Annotated in this window: 16 protein-coding genes; 2 read left to right on the top strand and 14 right to left on the bottom strand. The window is 30.3% G+C overall.

The window, feature by feature from the left end:
* Positions 1-186 precede the first annotated feature (186 nt).
* The 4 genes from rpoN to BMY82_RS03140 all read right to left on the bottom strand — a co-directional run bounded on the left by rpoN (position 187) and on the right by BMY82_RS03140 (position 5,126).
* Positions 187-1,530 carry an RNA polymerase factor sigma-54 gene (rpoN, locus tag BMY82_RS03155; protein WP_091974591.1) on the bottom strand — a complete coding sequence of 448 codons (1,344 nt, stop codon included), beginning with the start codon at positions 1,528-1,530 and terminating at the stop codon, positions 187-189.
* Between the two features lie 307 nt (positions 1,531-1,837).
* On the bottom strand, positions 1,838-2,869 hold the full coding sequence (locus BMY82_RS03150; protein WP_091974590.1) for a lysylphosphatidylglycerol synthase transmembrane domain-containing protein: 1,032 nt from the start codon (positions 2,867-2,869) through the stop codon (positions 1,838-1,840).
* Positions 2,870-3,004: 135 nt separating this feature from the next.
* On the bottom strand, positions 3,005-3,709 hold the full coding sequence (locus BMY82_RS03145) for a polysaccharide deacetylase family protein (RefSeq protein WP_091974589.1): 705 nt from the start codon (positions 3,707-3,709) through the stop codon (positions 3,005-3,007).
* 262 nt (positions 3,710-3,971) lie between these two features.
* Positions 3,972-5,126: an MGDG synthase family glycosyltransferase gene (locus tag BMY82_RS03140; RefSeq protein WP_180366713.1), complete on the bottom strand. Its 1,155-nt coding sequence runs from the start codon at positions 5,124-5,126 to the stop codon at positions 3,972-3,974.
* Between the two features lie 312 nt (positions 5,127-5,438).
* Here BMY82_RS03140 and fba point away from each other — a divergent pair, with 312 nt between their 5' ends.
* Positions 5,439-6,362, top strand: a complete 924-nt coding sequence (gene fba, locus BMY82_RS03135) for a class II fructose-1,6-bisphosphate aldolase (protein ID WP_091974587.1) — start codon at positions 5,439-5,441, stop codon at positions 6,360-6,362.
* 62 nt (positions 6,363-6,424) lie between these two features.
* Here the strand turns inward: fba and BMY82_RS03130 are convergent, their stop codons facing one another.
* The 4 genes from BMY82_RS03130 to BMY82_RS03115 all read right to left on the bottom strand — a co-directional run bounded on the left by BMY82_RS03130 (position 6,425) and on the right by BMY82_RS03115 (position 9,695).
* Positions 6,425-7,051 (bottom strand): 5' nucleotidase, NT5C type, encoded by a 627-nt coding sequence (locus BMY82_RS03130; RefSeq protein ID WP_091974586.1) that lies wholly within the window; start codon positions 7,049-7,051, stop codon positions 6,425-6,427.
* Positions 7,052-7,166: 115 nt separating this feature from the next.
* A complete protein-coding gene (locus tag BMY82_RS03125) occupies positions 7,167-7,871 on the bottom strand; it encodes a metallophosphoesterase (protein WP_091974585.1) in 705 nt (234 codons plus the stop codon).
* A gap of 20 nt (positions 7,872-7,891) precedes the next feature.
* Complete coding sequence (locus BMY82_RS03120) at positions 7,892-8,704, bottom strand: GTP diphosphokinase (RefSeq protein WP_091974584.1); 813 nt, start codon at positions 8,702-8,704, stop codon at positions 7,892-7,894.
* A 70-nt stretch (positions 8,705-8,774) separates the two neighbouring features.
* On the bottom strand, positions 8,775-9,695 hold the full coding sequence (locus BMY82_RS03115; RefSeq protein WP_091974583.1) for an MBL fold metallo-hydrolase: 921 nt from the start codon (positions 9,693-9,695) through the stop codon (positions 8,775-8,777).
* Positions 9,696-10,028: 333 nt separating this feature from the next.
* On the opposite strand from BMY82_RS03115, the gene BMY82_RS03110 reads away from it, so the two are divergent.
* Positions 10,029-10,283, top strand: coding sequence for a hypothetical protein (locus BMY82_RS03110; RefSeq protein ID WP_091974582.1), 255 nt, complete (start codon positions 10,029-10,031; stop codon positions 10,281-10,283).
* Positions 10,284-10,518: 235 nt separating this feature from the next.
* Here the strand turns inward: BMY82_RS03110 and BMY82_RS03105 are convergent, their stop codons facing one another.
* From BMY82_RS03105 to BMY82_RS03080, 6 genes are all read right to left on the bottom strand, one after another.
* Positions 10,519-11,181, bottom strand: a complete 663-nt coding sequence (locus BMY82_RS03105; RefSeq protein ID WP_091974661.1) for a helix-turn-helix transcriptional regulator — start codon at positions 11,179-11,181, stop codon at positions 10,519-10,521.
* A 199-nt stretch (positions 11,182-11,380) separates the two neighbouring features.
* A complete protein-coding gene (buk, locus tag BMY82_RS03100; RefSeq protein ID WP_091974581.1) occupies positions 11,381-12,436 on the bottom strand; it encodes a butyrate kinase in 1,056 nt (351 codons plus the stop codon).
* Positions 12,437-12,509: 73 nt separating this feature from the next.
* Complete coding sequence (locus BMY82_RS03095; protein ID WP_091974580.1) at positions 12,510-13,406, bottom strand: bifunctional enoyl-CoA hydratase/phosphate acetyltransferase; 897 nt, start codon at positions 13,404-13,406, stop codon at positions 12,510-12,512.
* A gap of 140 nt (positions 13,407-13,546) precedes the next feature.
* Positions 13,547-14,119: an indolepyruvate oxidoreductase subunit beta gene (locus tag BMY82_RS03090; RefSeq protein WP_091974569.1), complete on the bottom strand. Its 573-nt coding sequence runs from the start codon at positions 14,117-14,119 to the stop codon at positions 13,547-13,549.
* Between the two features lies 1 nt (position 14,120).
* A complete protein-coding gene (iorA, locus tag BMY82_RS03085; protein WP_091974567.1) occupies positions 14,121-15,908 on the bottom strand; it encodes an indolepyruvate ferredoxin oxidoreductase subunit alpha in 1,788 nt (595 codons plus the stop codon).
* Positions 15,909-16,368: 460 nt separating this feature from the next.
* On the bottom strand, positions 16,369-17,580 hold the full coding sequence (locus tag BMY82_RS03080) for a hypothetical protein (protein WP_091974565.1): 1,212 nt from the start codon (positions 17,578-17,580) through the stop codon (positions 16,369-16,371).
* Between the last annotated feature and the right edge of the window lie 86 nt (positions 17,581-17,666).

The raw sequence follows: 17,666 nt of genomic DNA, 5'->3' as shown, positions 1-17,666 counted from the left end.
TATTTTGCAATACGTTTATACCCATTGTAATCTCAATATTTTAATTATCATTTATGTACTATCTTTCTTTATTTTATTTAGGGACACAATTCGCCCCTACCTAGATAATACACTTATTATACAAAAATAGCAAGCATATTATATGCTTGCTGTTTTTTAAGATAATTATCTTTATTTTTTCTTGTATTATAATTGTTTTCTTTTTGAAGAACCCAAAAATCCAAGTTCTTCTCTATATTTTGCTACCGTTCTTCTAGCAATGTCTATTCCATCTTCTTTTAGCAAATCTTCTATTTTTTTATCGCTTAAAGGCTTTTTCTTATTTTCATTGTCTATAATAGATTTAATCTTAACCTTTATAGAGTTTGAAGATACCACATCTCCATCTTCGTTTTCATAGGCATTTGTAAAGAAATCCTTCAGTTCATACATTCCTTTTTCAGTAAGCATATATTTATCGCTTACCCCTCTGCTAATAGTAGATACATGACAATTTAGTTTTTCTGCCAACTCTGTCATCATAAGAGGTTTTAAATCTCCGTCTTTATCAAAATAATCTCTTTGAGCATCTATTATACTATTTGCAATATTTACAACAGTAGTGCTTCTTTCTGAAACATCATTTATCAATTTTTGAGCTGAATTTAACTTTTCTTTTATATATTTTTTTGTTTCTGTATCATCTGTAGACAAAAGAAGGTTTTTGTAATATGAATTTACTCCAAGTTGCATCTTTTTTTCATTGTAAGCTTTTGCAACTGATTTTCCATCAACTTTTTCCACATATACATCAGGATATGCATAGACTGTTGCTTTTTCACTAGACATATCTGCTGGTTTTGGCTCCAAGCTTTTTATAAATTCTATAAACTCTACAACTTCTTCTTTTGTAAGCCTGTACTTTGTAGCTAGTTGTTGGATACTTAGATTGGCTATAAGATTTATATCACAATTTATCATATCTTCTAATTTTTTATTATTTATTCCACAATGTCTTAATTGAAGTATTATACATTCTTGAAGATTTCTAGCTCCTATTCCAGCTGGTTCTAGACCATGTAATATTTCTATACACTCTTCAAGAAAATATTTAGATATACCAAACTTCCTTACAATTGTAGATTCATCTTCTCTTAGATAACCGTCTTTATCTAAACTATCTATTAAATACTTACATATTTTTTTCTTCATTTTAGATATATCCATTATATTTATTTGGGCATATAGGCTATCGTATATACTATATACACTTGGTGTCAGATTTTCAAAGTTAAAGTCATGCTCGTCATTATACTCTACATTATTTCTATCAAAGTTTATTGTTTTTCTCTCATCAAGGAAATACTTTTCCCAGTCTACCTCATTTTTATCTATATTAACCTCTAACAGCGGATTACATTCCGATTCACGTTCAACAGCTTCTTCAAGTTCATGTCGACCCATATTCAAAACTTTCAAGGATTGAACAATTCTATTGGATATACTTAATTTCTGAGTCTGTCTTTGTTCAATTTTATTAGTTAAAGCCATTTTCACACCTCCCTGTTTATAGATAAAAGTAAATATTCTACAATACTAGTATTGTAGAATTAAAAAAGTATATTTACTCACATTTTGTATTATAACATATGTTACTTATTTTTATAACATATTTTATTTCTACATAAATTCACATCGTTTACAAATATATATAATTTAAGCCCTCCTGTTATTTTACTGAAGTAATAATAGTATACTAATATTATTTTCTTCTTTAATAATAGCAAAAGGGCTTTTTTATTATAATTTTTGTTATATTTTTTATTATGTATTTTCTTTATTCCTTATTTAGCTCAAATTATGATGTTACTTTTTTCTTTTCCATGTATACTTTTAGAGATACCAAACCGCTTATTACCAACACTGCATAGAAATTTGCAATTCTTGTTAGAAGCATTCCCGGTATTACAAACTTTCCAAAGAATGATCTAAATATATCTACAAATATAGACTCACTTGCTCCTACAGAACCTGGAAGAGGCAATGAGGAAACTGCAATATTAAGTACAGCCTGAGTAAGTATTAATTCCAAAGGTCCAAACTTTTTAAGACCAAAGCCAATATAAATAACGTATGGAACTAAAAACATCAATGTTACTTGAACAATAGTTACTAGGGTAACATTGATCATTACTCTAGGATTTTCTTTCATATACTTGGCTCCAGCTGAATATTCTTCCATAGAAGAAGCTATTTTTTCTCTCATCTTATCTTTATTTTTTATTATAGATACCTTGTATAAAAATTTTCCTAAGGCATTTATAATCTTTGATACTATCTTAGGATAAAATATTAAAAGAAGTATCCCTATAATTATTGCAGCGTTTGATATAACACCAAATGCAATCAATATGTGAAATCCAGCCTTGTGAGCAACTGTAAAATCAGGTCTCACAAATAAAGCAATTGCAGCGTAAGCTACTATTACAATTTGATGGGCAAATAATATTATCATTAAGCACAGTGATGATGACATTATCGATATGCCTTTTCTTTTCATAAAGTAGACTTGCGCTGGTTGTCCTCCTGATGAAGAAGGGGTAATCGAACTAAAATAAAAACCAACAAATGCATAACCTATACAATCTTTCAATGTTGTTTTTTTATCTAAAGCCTTCAATATTATCCATATATTGATTCCCTCACAGGAAATGTAACCCAACATAAAAATAATACCCACTATTATATAAATTGGCTTTACAGTATGAATCGCATTTATTACATCGGTCAACGACTCATCTTTAAGTACATAGGCAACTGCCGCTATCATTAGTATAATCATAAAGCCTATGCCTAAAAGCTGACTTTTCTTATTCTGTAATCCTTCCATTATCTCTCCTTATTTCACTATTAAATATCTCATTTTAAAATCAATATTCCTTTATATTTATAATTCTCTTTATTTTAAGCTCTATTTACCATATCTAAGCTTTCTAATTATACTTGTAAGACAAAGTCATTATCTTTATTTGACATCATACTCTGGAAGAATAAAGCTATATCCTTTTTCTTTTAACTTTGGAAGAGCTTTTTCTAAACCGGCTATAGTATTTAAGGGAGCTCCTTTTGCACCACCTGAATTTTCCCCAGCATCATGCAAACAAATTATACTTCTCGGAGTCGTTCTTCTCATCAATTTTTCATAAATTGTTTCTGGTGTGCTCTTAGCACTCCAATCTTCTGCCATTACATCCCAGTAAATTAATTTCATTTTATATTTCTTTGCAAAGTGAATTGAAAAAAGATTCGTATGTCCCCAAGGTGGTCTATAAAAAAGATCATCTACTCCAAGTTCTTTCATGATTCTTGTACTATTTGCAAAATCTTTCTTTGTATAAAAATAACTATAAAGCATTGCATTTCTGTGTTGCCAAGAATGTATTCCTATTTTATGACCTTTGGATTGAAGAAACTTAACTATCTCAGGATGTTTTTCAGCATTCTGAGCGACCATAAAAAAAGTAGCCTTTACCTGATTTTTCTCTAACAAATCTGCTAACTTATAAATGTACCTTGAATCTGGTCCATCATCAAAGGTAAGCATTATATCATTATCTTTCCCAGTTTTTTTCATTATATTCTTATTGAAGATCTTATTATAATATGTTGGTATTATTGAATGGATAATAAATAAAATTGCTATAACTAATATTACTTTCAATACAATCATTTGTCCTTCCTCTCTTCCCTTTTAATATATTTATTAATTTTTCTTTTGCAACTGCTTCTTCTCTTACATAGTATTATAACTTAGTTCATTAAATTGACAATATAGTTTGACTTTAATATTGATACTCTTATTGAATATTATAGAGCAAGTATCTTTTTAAATCTATATAAACAATAATTATTTTAAATATATTATCAAATCCCCTTGTATTTTAGGAAAAAAAAGGTTGCCTAATAGGCAACCGTCAATTCTATAAATACCATTATATATTGTTAACCTTTATTCTATCTCCTGATGCTAAATTAACATTTGAAACATAACTAGCAAAGTATCCTCTTTCAAGTGCAAGGACAAAATTTTTCATTGATTCTTTCATACTATTAACTTCAGAAGAATTTTTTACAAAATCAACTATTATTTCAACGCTATTTTCTGCACTATCGTCCAATGCAATACCAAAATTATTACTTATAATAAAATCAATATTATGAAGTTCATTTGGAAGGTCAGTTGAAAAAGAAATTATTGGTGTCATTGAATATATAGCTTCAAACATTGTAATTCCACCTGGTTTTGTAACTACGCAATCCGCCTTTTCCATCAATTCATTGACCTTGTCTGTATATCCTAAAACTGTTATATTTTCGTATTTATTATATATCATATTATATAAACTTTTATTTTTACCAGCTACTATAGTTGTATGAAGATTTTCTTGTTCATTTAACTTCTTATAGAAATCTTGACTCATTGGTAAAACGCCTAATCCACCACCCATAATAAGTAATTCCTTTTTACTTCTATAGTTAGACATATCTATAACCTTAGCACTCTTTGTTGCTGTTTTTTGTTTGCTTAGTTTTTCAAAGTTTTTTCTAAATTTATCTGCAACAGGTATTCCATAAACAACTAATTTTTCAGCAGGAATTCCCTTTTTAATAAGTTCATCTCTTACTTCGTCACATGGAACCATATATTTGTCTGTATTATCTGTAATCCATTCATAATGACTGCTTATATCTGTTATACAAGTTATAAGAGATACTTTTGAATTAGTTCTTTCTTTATAATAGCCAACCCCCTTTGAAATCATTGGAAAAGTTGAAACTATTATATCTGGCTTTTCTTCATCTACAATACTTTGACAACTTGCAGCCAACTTTTTAGTTAGCAAATCTATATTAGCTGATTTTTTATCATTTTCTGAGTAATATAATTTATATAATTCCTTGCCGTACTTTATTAATATGTTAAATCCTTTATAAATATACTTTGATAGAACTGGCATTGAATATTCATAAAAATCCACTACCTTAACATCTGCATTTCTATCAAACTTTAATATATCTTCTTTTATAGCATTTGATGCTGATAAATGTCCCATTCCGAACTTAGCTGTAAGTATAAGAACTTTCATTATTGCCACTCCTTTCATCTAAAATATATCCATCTTTTTACTATACTCATTATACATATAAAAACTAAATATATAACGTGGAAATTTCTAAAGTTTTTATTAAGAATTTTATAATATATATTTTAAAGTTTTTTCTACAAAAGAATTCTTTTGTAAATCGTTTTCTATAGTACATGAGAGAATTAAGATTATTTTATTTTTTTTATTTAATCAAAATAAGATTTAAAATTACTGATATTTTGTAGATATTTCCATTTTTTTTGGTATAATGAAGTAGATGGGTAAGTTTTAAAAGTTTATAAGGAGGATATTATGGCATTAATTAATACTAAAGAAATGTTTAAAAAAGCATACGAAGGCGGATACTCTATAGGGGCTTTCAACATAAGTAACTTAGAACAGCTTCAGGGTGTTCTTGAAGCATGTAAGGAAAAGAAGTCTGCAGTTATAATACAGGCTTCTAAGTCTGCTATAAACTACGCAGGTATCAACACTCTAGTAGCTCTAGTAAAGGCTGCTTCAGATGAAATAGGTGTTGACTGTGCTCTACATCTTGACCACGGTCCAAACTTCGAAATGGCTAAGAAATGCATAGATGCCGGATTTACTTCAGTTATGATAGATGGTTCTCATCTTGACTATGAAGAAAACGTAGCAATAACTAAGCAGGTTGTTGAATACGCTCACAAGTTCAATGTTTCAGTAGAAGCTGAATTAGGTGTTCTTGCTGGTACTGAAGATGATGTAACTTCTGATGTTCATAAGTACACTGATCCAGAACAGGCAGTTGATTTCGTTAACAGAACTGGTGTTGACTCTCTAGCAATAGCTATAGGTACTTCACACGGTGCATTCAAGTTTAAGGGAGAAGCTAAGTTAAGATTTGACATACTTGAAGAAATACAGTCAAAGCTTCCTGGTTTCCCAATAGTACTTCATGGTGCATCTGCTGTTGATCAGAAGGCTGTTGCAACTTGTAACGAATTTGGTGGAGACATAGCAGGAGCTAAGGGTGTTCCAGTTGAAATGCTTAGAAAGGCATCTTCAATGGCAGTTTGTAAGATAAACATGGACACTGACTTAAGACTTTGCATGACTGCTGCTCTTAGAAAGTTCTTAGCAGAAAACCCAACAGTATTCGACCCAAGAAAGTATATCGGTGCTGGTAGAGATGCTATACAGGCTGTAGTTGAATCAAAGATAGAAGATGTTTTAGGTTCAGCTAATTCTCTTTAATAAATAGATAATAACTTAAATTTAAGGCTGTTCATATGAACAGCCTTTTTATTTTGAATATATTATTTTCTAACTAAAATATTATCTATATCTATCCAATTCTTTGCAATTTTTAATTTCTTCTTAATTTTTTTATTAAAAGGTTTATTTTCATCTTGAGATATATTATCATAACATCTTCTTAATCTCTCCAGTAATTTTTTATTATAATTGCTTTCCATTGCTATTACGTCAAATCCCGCTTTTAATAAATTTTCTATATTGTTAGGATCGTCTTCTATAAATACATCACAGTTAAGTTTTTTAGCTGTTTCTACTTTTCCTTCGTTTCCACTTAGAGAATGAACTTTTGATGCATCTAACCCCTTACTTTTAATCCATTCCTTTGTTATTTTATCTATAGTATGGCTTCTTGCCGTTACAAAGTAAACATTGTCGCCATTTTCTACTAGCATATCTATTACTTCTTTAACTCCTTCTTGAAGTTCAACTTCGTTATATATATAAGTATATTTATCATCAAAATTTTCATATATATCCTTAAACTCTGGACCATAGGTATCATTCCAGTCTATAGATGTATAGTCATCTTTTGTTAGTATTTTCCCTGTAAGTTTATTTAAGTATGGTATAAAAAAATAGGGATCAGACATTGTTCCATCTATATCAATACATATATTTCTACTCATAATTATTTCCTCCGATTCATTTTTAATTTTTAAGTTATTTCTATTTTTTTCTCTAAAAAAGGGATATTTTACTATCTATTTTAAATAGCTAATATCCCTATAAAAATTTATATATTTATATTTCCATTATTTCTTTTAGACTAAAGTCTAAGTAGTCACAAGATACTAGGTGATAATTTATTCCATCTATTTCACCTTTTATCCCCAGTGGAAAACTTTCTTCTCCATGAAGATGACCATATATTACATGTTCTGGTCTATACTCCTTTATCACTTCTGTAAATAAGGATTCTTCATTTTCATCATTTGTAGGTGGATAGTGAAGAAGAACTATATATTTTTCAAAACCTGCCTTTTTTACAGCTTCAAGCGAAAGTTTTAGTCTATTAGCTTCTCTCTTATATATTGATTCATCTTTTTCTTCAAATCTCATGTCATTTGGACATATCCAGCCTCTTGTACCACAAACTGCGTATTCTCCAACTTCTTCAAAGTCCACATTCATAAAGTTCATTTTATCTTCTTCTTTAAACAACTTTTTAAGTGCAGATGCAGTACTCCACCAATAGTCGTGATTTCCTCTTATCATATACTTAGTTCCAGGCATTGAGGCTAATATATCTAAGTCTGCTTTTGCCTCTTTCACCTTTGATGCCCAAGATATATCCCCTACTACAAACACTATATCATTTTCATCGACCTTATCTTTCCAGTCCGAAAATATTTTTTCTTCATGATTTTCCCAGTTCATACCGAATACATCCATAGGTTTATTAACTGCAGTAGAAAGGTGTAAATCTCCTATTGCAAATATTTTCATCAAATTGCCTCCCTTATATGCTAAATATCTTCCTCTTCTATTACTCTCTCAACTTTTATATCTTTTAATACTTCGTCTAACTCTGATTTTAAATCAATTATACCTGCTATATCATTAGTTCTTGACATTTTATCTAGCTGATGTTTGTAATAGAAATAATTTGCATCGTCTCTCATTTCTTTTAATTTGTTTAATCTTGAATATACATCAGTTGTTGCATATTCTTTCTCTGTAAACATCTCTTGTGCCTTAATAATATCTTCTCTTATTTCTCCCATTTCCTGATCTAGCATAAAAGCAGCATCTGCAGCTCTTTTCAATCTTACAGCCAACTCATCAGGTATATAGTGATCATACTTATATTTTAGAGAATGTTCAATAGTTGCCCAAAAGTTCATAGCCAAAGTACGAATCTGTATTTCACATTGAAGCTCTCTCGGACCATCTACTGTGTTTATAGGATACATTATTATTACATGATAACTTCTGTAACCACTATTTTTAGAGTTTTTAATATAGTCTTTTTCATTTACAATTCTCATGTCTGTTCTTTGTTTTATAATATCCACTATTGCATATATATCTTCAACAAATTGACACATTATTCTTATTCCAGCTATATCTTCTATATCTTCCTCAATATTTGTAGCATTTATCTTCTTCATTTTTGCCATTATAGAAGATATTTTCTTTGTTCGACCTGTTACAAACTCTATTGGAGAATGAAGGCCCATTTCAAGATAATCTTTTCTTATATTCTTAAATTTTATCTTTAACTCCTCTACTGCATTAGAATACGGAGCTATTATTCTAGTCCAACTCTGATAATCCATCAGTATCACCCGCCTTGTGTTTCAGAATCATATTTGTATGATCCATTTTTTGAATCGCAGTGTCTATCAGTTATTCTTGGTCTGCAATTTTATATTTTAGTATATTGTTATCTACACTGTAATTTATTTTACCACATTTTATTAGATACTCTAGGGCAGCCGTCAATGAACTTCTGCATTCTAAATATAGGAAATAATCCGATTTTCTTTTTTTCTTAATAAAAAATTCTTGAGTTATTTCATCTATACTTTTAGGTCTATCTAAAATATCTATCATTAATTTTCTTATTCTTGTAAGTGCACTATTATTATACTCTGCTGCTTCATAGATTTCTTCTTTTGTAAATATTTTACTAGAGTGTCCCATTACTCCATAATCTATATCCATCTTTTTTATTTTTCTCAAAGTCTTCATCTGTATAGCGTGGTCATACATAAATACAAAATCAAATTTATCAAATGAGTTTTTTGAAATCATAGCATCTCCAAAAAACGCAACTTTATCATCTGTTACAACACCTATACATGCAGCAGTATGTCCTGCGCAGCCAAAAATACTGAATTTATGTCCATTCAGCTCTAATATTTCACCAGCTCTTACATTTTCATCTACTATATCTGGAACTCCAACATTTTTTTTGATTATCCTGTCTAGTTCAGGAACTCTTTTTCCACCATTAAAATAATCCATAAAAATTTCTGGAGCCTCTATATAAACTTTTTCCCCTTTGGAGAAATAAGTTTTTGCATTTTTATAAATTTCCTTAATCTGATGGTTAGCTCCACAATGGTCCCAATGTCCGTGAGTATTGATTATGTACCTAACATCAAGATTATGAGCCTTAAGCGTTTCTATTAGCTTTTCAGCAGGCTCACCGCTGACTCCTGTATCTATAAGTAGTGCAGTTTTATCTTCAAATATATAAACCCCTATATTTGTTCCATTTCTTACACGAAAAGTATTACCCTTTATTTTTTCAAGTTCAAACATAATTTCATCACCATTACTATTTTACCATAGTTTGAATACAAATAACAAAACAATTAAATAACATAGTTATTAAGTTCATTTTAAAAACAATTTAATATCTACTAATATTTTAATTTACTCCTTTATGAAATTTTTCAATAGCCACTTTTAATTTTAACTTGATATTTCTATATTTTTCTATTATTATATTAATGAATAAAATGCTACCTAAAATAGAGATATTTTAAACATTATAGATAGTTCAATTGATTATAGCAAATATCACTTTTTCTAGAGTTTTATACTTTGAAATTTATGGTTATATTTTATATAAAATATTTATGGGAGGTAATTATGAACCGTTATACTAAATTTATAAATATGATGGGAAGTTATTATACAAAAGACTTCGAAAAGGAAAAAAAGAATATTGTAAAGGTTAGAGAAGTAAGAGAAGAAACAGTTAAAAAGGCTTTTTTACAAGGAGATTGTGAAGTTCTTGTTATATTTGAAGATACTGGCAAGGAAATTTTAGTTGATGACTTTTCATCTGAAGAAGATATCAAGAAGTATCTAGGTTCTTCTTTTCTACAAAAAAGAAAAAAATAATAAAATTATCGATATTCCAACATAATTAATTTTTAAAGAACTGCTTAAATTTAAGTGGTTTTTTTTTTTATAGTATATCTTTTATATTTATAGTTGTATTTTTATAATAAATGAAAAACGAGAACCTTAGGGGGTAAGGTTCTCGTTTGGGGAGATTGAGTATTTTAATTTATTATGTTTGTATTATATATTTGCCCAATATAATTCTTTTTAAACACTTTTTTTAAAAAGTTTTTTATTTTTTTTCATTTTCTTCTATTTCATTTAGGTAATTATATATAGTATATCTAGATAATCCCATTTGTTCAGCTATATAAGGAACACTCTTTTGTATCTTAAAAACTCCTGCTTCTTTTAAGTTTTTGATTAGCTCTAATCTGTCTTTTTTGTTCATATCTACTATTGGCTTATTGATTTTCTCAAGCTCTACCATAAATTTATGCTCTGCAAGTTCCCCATTATCAAAAGCATCAAACTCATCATATACTTCATCGCCCATTGAAAGAAATTTCTTTAGTGTTTTCTGTATGGCTGATATGTCATCACAATCGTAATTAATACAAAGAGAGATATTTCTACCAAACGCTTTAGTGACTATTGTAGAAGATTTAATTTCTTTCTTAATTTTTTTATTTGCTTTTTTATAGTTTATATTATATCCGCCTTTACTTCTTTCTATAAGTTCACCTGCTCTAGTATTTAAAGGATCGCCTACGCTTCTTCCTGTTACTTGTCCATTGTATATGGAAAGCACTGAATTATCTGTATTATCTAAATCTGATATTACTACTTCACAGTGATCTCCAAACATTTCAGATATGATGACGGCTAATGTATCTAAAAAAGCTAAAAAAGATTCAAAGTCGTTCACTACACCCTTATATTCTCCTATTCCCATAATATTAAAGGACAACATTTCTGACCTTTCCTAGTCTTCTTTATTGTCCGTCCTCCTTCCAAAATATTATTGCTATTTATTATAATAACCAATTTAAATATTTTTTTCAAGCTAGTTAATTTCAAATAGTTTTAAATTTTCCCTAAAATTATACTTAAAAAGTAAAATGCCCCTAGCTATTTTGCTGGGGGCAATATATCTACAGTCTTAAATAATCAGCTTTTTCCATTCCTTGCATTACCCTATAAGCACCTTGGGCTAATGCTCTCATTTCAAATTCTCCCGGATAAATCTCTACAGGAGCTATAAATTCCACTTTCTCTTTTACCCATCCAGTCAGCATCTTTGAATAAGATATTCCTCCTGTAAGAAGTATCGCATCAACTTTTCCATTGTCTACAATAGCAAGGGAGCCTATGGACTTGGCTATTTGATAAGCCATTGATCTGTATACCAAAAGAGCCTCTTCATTGCCTTCTTCTATCATCTTTTCCACTTCTCTAGCATCGTTTGTACCTAAATAAGATACAAGACCACCTATACTATCTTCATATTTTTGAAGTGCCTCTGCCCCTTCATCGGCTGCTATTGTTATACAGCTATATATCGGTAGTACACCAGCCCTGTTGGTAGAGAAAGGTCCTTCATCAGATGATACTGTTTCTACAAGTCTTCCGTTTTTTTGGAAATTCATAGAAATACCACCACCTAAATGAACTACTATTACCGAAGATTTATAATAGTCAAGACCATTATCAGCACAGTATCTCATTGCCACAGCCCTAGTATTTAAAGCATGAGAAAAACTTCTTCTAGGGTATTTTTTTACACCTGATAATCTAGCTTCATCAGTTAGTTCATCAACTGAAACAGCATCATATATATATGCAGGTATATCATATTCTTTCGATATTCTTCTTGCAACAAGAGCACCTAAATTAGAGGCATGAATCTGAGCCGGACGGTGTCTCATTATATGGCAAAGTTCATCATCTATTACATATGCTCCTGTATGAAGAGGTGGAAGCAATCCGCCTCTTGAAACTATTACGTCAAGATCGGATGGAGATATATTATTCTTTTTAAGAAATTCCATAACCTGTTCATATCTCATATCTGTCTGATCGTATAAATCATCAAATTTTTTAAGAATATCTGCTTCTATTGAAATATTTTCTATTATTTTTTCTTCCAAATCCTCATATATCCCAACTTTTGTAGAGGTAGAACCTGGATTAATTATTAATATCTTCATTTGCTATCACCTTTCAAAGTTATCTAACTTACCGGTTTTTTCGGGTAAATTAGCTAAAATATTTTTAAAATACTTACTTATTTACAAGTGCCGCTAAAGCTATTGACAAATATTTTTCTTCTGCAGTTGCACTTCTTGATATAAGAAGTATCAAGCACTTTGCCCCTACAACAAATCCTGCCATTTTAGCATTTGCAGCCAAATTAAGAGATTTTGCAAGAATATTTCCAGATTGTATATCTGGGGCAAGAAGTATATCTGCATCTCCCGCTACATCACTTTCATATTCCTTTATTTCTTTCGCTTCTTTTGAGTAGGCTAGGTCAAATGCAATAGGACCTTCTACTATACATCCCTTAATTTCTCCATTTTGATTTCTTATTTTTAACTGTCCCGCATCGACTGTCGCCGGCATTTTAGGATTTACCTTTTCTACTGCTGAAAGACAAGCTACTTTAGGACATTCATATCCAAGTTTATGAAAAACATCTACTGCATTTTCAACTATTTTTTGCTTTTGATCTATGTCTGGATACAGGCACATTCCTCCATCTGTAACTGCCAAAAGCTTGTGATATGTAGGTATTTCTTCAAATGCAACATGGCTAATTAAACTATCTGTTCTAAGACCTTTTTCCTTGTCTACTACAGCCTTCATCAAAACAGCTGTTTCAATATGACCTTTAAGTATGAAATCCACCTTACCTTCTCTTACCAATTCCACTACTTTTTCTGCACCTTCAGAATCTGATTTTACATCAATAATCTCATATTTATTTTCTCTAGACAAAGACTTTAAAATTTCTTTTATACTATCTTCATGACCTATCAAAACAGGCATTGCCAGTCCCATCTCTTCAGCTTCAATTACTGCTTCTATTGCTGCTTGATCAGCCATACATACACCACAACGTTTTTTTTCATGAAAAGATTTTACCTTTTCTATTACTTCATCAAAATCTCTAAGCATTCGCTACCTCCGTGTGTAATTATATAAAAACTATTTTCGACTTATCCTTATACTTACTAGGTAATTTTTGAGTAAGCCTAATTGATATTCGCGTTATTCTGCAAAAGACTAAGCAGTGCAGAATAAGGCCTATATTTAAATTATACCAATCCCATTCCTACTCTAAATGCTTTTTTGTTTATTTCTATAAATTTTTCTTTAACATTTTCTTCTATTATCTTATCCCAATCTATATGTTCAAGCTCCATGCTCTTTACTATTGTTCCAAGAAGAATTATATTCATAACTTTTGGATTTCCTAGCTTTTCTGCTTCTTTTGTAGCATTGAAGGCATGAAGTTTTCCAGCTCTTTTCTCTATTAGTTCTTTTGTATTTTCAGGATATTTATCCTTACCACTTAGAACTCCTATTGGGTTAAATCTTACTGTATTTAGAACGACTACTCCATCTGGCTTTAAATAATCTATATTTCTTAGAACTTCAAGTTCTTCAAATCCCATTATTATATCTGCTTCACCCATAGGAACAACTGGAGAATATACCTTTTCACCATATCTTAGATGAGTAAGAACCTGACCTTCTCTCTGGCTCATTCCATGAACTTCACTCATCTTTACATCGTAACCTGCACTCATAAGACCTATTGTAAGTAGCTTACTGGCAGTTATTGTTCCCTGACCACCTATTCCAGTTAATAATAAATTCTTAGTCATATTATTTTACCACCTTTCCTATTGCTCCTACTGGACATACCTGAGCACATACACTACAACCTACGCACTTATTTAAATCAATTGAAGATTTTTTAGCTTCTTTGTTGAAAGATATTGCTGGACATCCTGTCTTTGTACATTTTCTACATCCGATACATTTTTCATGGTCAACTTCAAATCTATCCTTGAATGATTCAGGGAAGTTGTTCTTATCTTCTTCAGACTGTTTCTTTAAAGCACATGGCCACCAAGTAATAATTACTGAAGGTTCATCAAGAGCCAATGCCCAATCAAGAGCTTCATTAACTTCGTCTAAATGATTTGGGTTTACTCTTCTTATATTCTTTACTCCTATTGCCTTAACTAATGTTTCTATATCTATTTCAGCAGCAGGCTCTCCTTGAGCAGTTAATCCTGTTCCTGGATTTTGCTGCTGACCTGTCATTCCTGTAATTCTATTGTCAAGTATACATGTAACAGCACTACTATTGTTATAAACTGCATCTATCAAAGATGTAATTCCTGAATGGAAGAATGTAGAATCTCCTATTACTGAAACAACCTTTACATCCTGATTTTCATCCATTGAAAATACTTGAGATGCACCGTGAGCCATACTTACACTAGCTCCCATACATAAAGTCATATCCATGGCATTGTATGGTCCACCAAATCCTAGTGTATAACATCCTATATCTCCTGATATCATTATATTTTTTCTCTTTCCTAGAGTATAGAAAAATCCTCTATGTGGACATCCTGCACAGAAAGTAGGTGCACGATTAATCATTACTTCTTTTGCTTCTTCAAATATTTCTACTTCCTTGCCATAAACTGCCTTTCTTATTACTTCTGGAATCATTTCTCCATATCTTGGGAATACATCCTTTCCATGACAATCTATTCCAAGAGCCTTTATATGAGTCTCCATTATTGGATCATTTTCTTCTATTACATATATTTTTTCTACCTTTTCAGCAAATTCCTTAAATAGTTTGTCTGGAAGTGGATTTGAAAATCCTACTTTTAAGTATGAAGCTTCGTCTCCGAATACTTCTTTTGCATAAAGATAACAATCTCCTGATGCAATAACGCCTATTTTAGCCTTATTATCTTCTATAAAGTTCCACTGACAATCATTTGAATACTCTTGAAGTTCTGCCATTCTCTTAAATATGTACTGCTTTCTTACTTTTGCATTTGCTGGAACCATTACATATTTCAAAGGTTCTTTTTCCCACTTCTTAATTGGAACTTCTACTCTATCTTCTACTTCTACAAGTCCCTTTGAATGACATACACGAGTTGTCATTCTTACTAGAATTGGTGTATCGTACTTTTCACTTAAATCATACGCTTCTTTTACCATTGTTTTACATTCCTGGCTATCAGCAGGTTCAAACATCGGAACAAAAGCTGCTATAGCAAGATGTCTATTATCCTGCTCATTCTGAGATGAGAACTGTCCAGGTTCATCTGCAGAGATTATTACTAGCCCTCCATTTACACCTGAATATGATGCAGTGAAAAATGGATCTGCCGCAACATTAAGACCAACATGCTTCATTGATGCGAATGATCTAGCTCCTGCAACACTTGCTCCGATTGCAGATTCTAGTGCAACCTTTTCATTTGGTGCCCATTCTGCAAAAAGATCCTTTCTATCACATTTAGATAGATTTTCCAGAATTTCTGTACTTGGAGTACCTGGATATGCAGCTGCAAATCTTACTCCTGATTCGAATACGCCTCTAGCGATTGCTTCATCGCCAGTCATCAATTTCTTCATAATACTACCTCCTTAGGTACTAAAATATAAATCTCATAACGTTTTCACACATAAAAAGCCTCTTTACTCTATATCTTATTTATAACACCGAAAATAAAAGATGTCAACATTTTGTTTATTATTTATATTTTTTAAACAATCTATCAATATTGTCTTATACTCAATATCCATTATTTTTGATTATAAAGATGCACTATTTTAGATTTAAACAAGGTATTTTTTAAAAAACATTTAAAATATAAAAAAACCGATAGATTTTTAACTCTATCGGTTTATATTTTTTTTGTCATTTTGTCAACCTATATCTATAGCTTTGCTAAAAAATAACATCTTTTCTATGAAATTTAGCCTTTTTATATTACTAATATTTAAAAAAGTACTTCTAAACTTTACATTTTGTCAACTTTTTCTATATTTTTATAAGTATGAAAACATATCTTTTTCAAATATTTTACGTCTTTTAGTTTAGAAAGTCATAAAAATCATCATTTCCTGATTCTACAAAATCAAAGAGTACATTTTGTCTAAAAGACATTGTATCTTTTTTTTCTATTCTATCCTGCATCTGACTTCTAAGAGATTCTTCTATTAATTCCCTTGCTTCTTCATTATATGTAGCTAAAAAAATCTGCTTTTCATTTATATATATTATAAACATAATATCATTGTTTATTACATATATATCCCCATCTACATGGGCATTATCTGGATAATATTGAATATACAATACTCCATCGTCAAACTCTATCCCTTGAATTGCTGGATAGGCATTGTATATTATGTTTTCAATTTTCTTTCTGCTGTTTTCTTCTGTAAGATTATATATATCTACTGTTTCTTCCTTAGAGATAATATCAAACACTTCAAAATCATATATAGCATTTACACTTACTATCATAAATGTTCTCAAGGAATAATTATAATGAACTCCTTCAAATTTCAATGTTCCATCGTCTTCAATTTCTTCTTTATGTATAGTAACTATTACTTTTGCCTCATAATATCCATCTGAATCTTCATATACACAATTACAAACAAATCTATCCTCTGCCTTTTTTTCTATTTCATTATATAAAAGTGCACCGTTTATTTCAGTAAGGTGAGTTTCTGCAACATATTCATTTCCAGAAAAGTATAGGAGCGCCTCTCTATCTCTTGCAACTAGCCTCATTATCATGTAGTTTACAAACTCATTTTCTGTCTCTATATTTTTGCATATTTTTCTAAATACATTCTTCTTCATTGTATTATAATATGTTAAATTTTCATTTTCTTCTAAAGAAGGATTTTCTCCATCTAATTTTTCTATTTGTGAAAGTCCTATTTCCTCATATTTCTCTCTATAAAACTCTCTAATATCTATATTAAAACTTTCTGGTAGGGCTTTTTCGTATCTTATATTTTTATCCATATATTGATTTACAAGAAAACAAGCTTCTTCTTCACTAATATCAACATTGACTCCACCTAGACCGCCATACTTTTGTCTATAAAAACACTCTCTATTGTGCATAGATTCATCTACCATTGTATAGAAATCTGAAATTCCAAGTCCTTCTGCATCTAACATAAATACATGAGATACTATTTTTCCCTCTAATGACCACTCTATCATCAGCATCATTGTACCCATAAGTCTTGTATTTGTACAAAATGATTTTCTAAAATTCATATATCCTCCTTTATCTATTTTCTTCTTTGCTTTTACAAGATACTATTATACCATAGTTTAGACTTATGTCACGAAAATATAATAAT

This window comes from Peptostreptococcus russellii (assembly GCF_900110295.1).
Classification (GTDB): Bacteria; Bacillota; Clostridia; order Peptostreptococcales; family Peptostreptococcaceae; genus Peptostreptococcus; species Peptostreptococcus russellii_A.
Note: the sequence above shows the minus strand (reverse complement) of the source record. Positions and strands in the feature narration are given on the sequence as shown.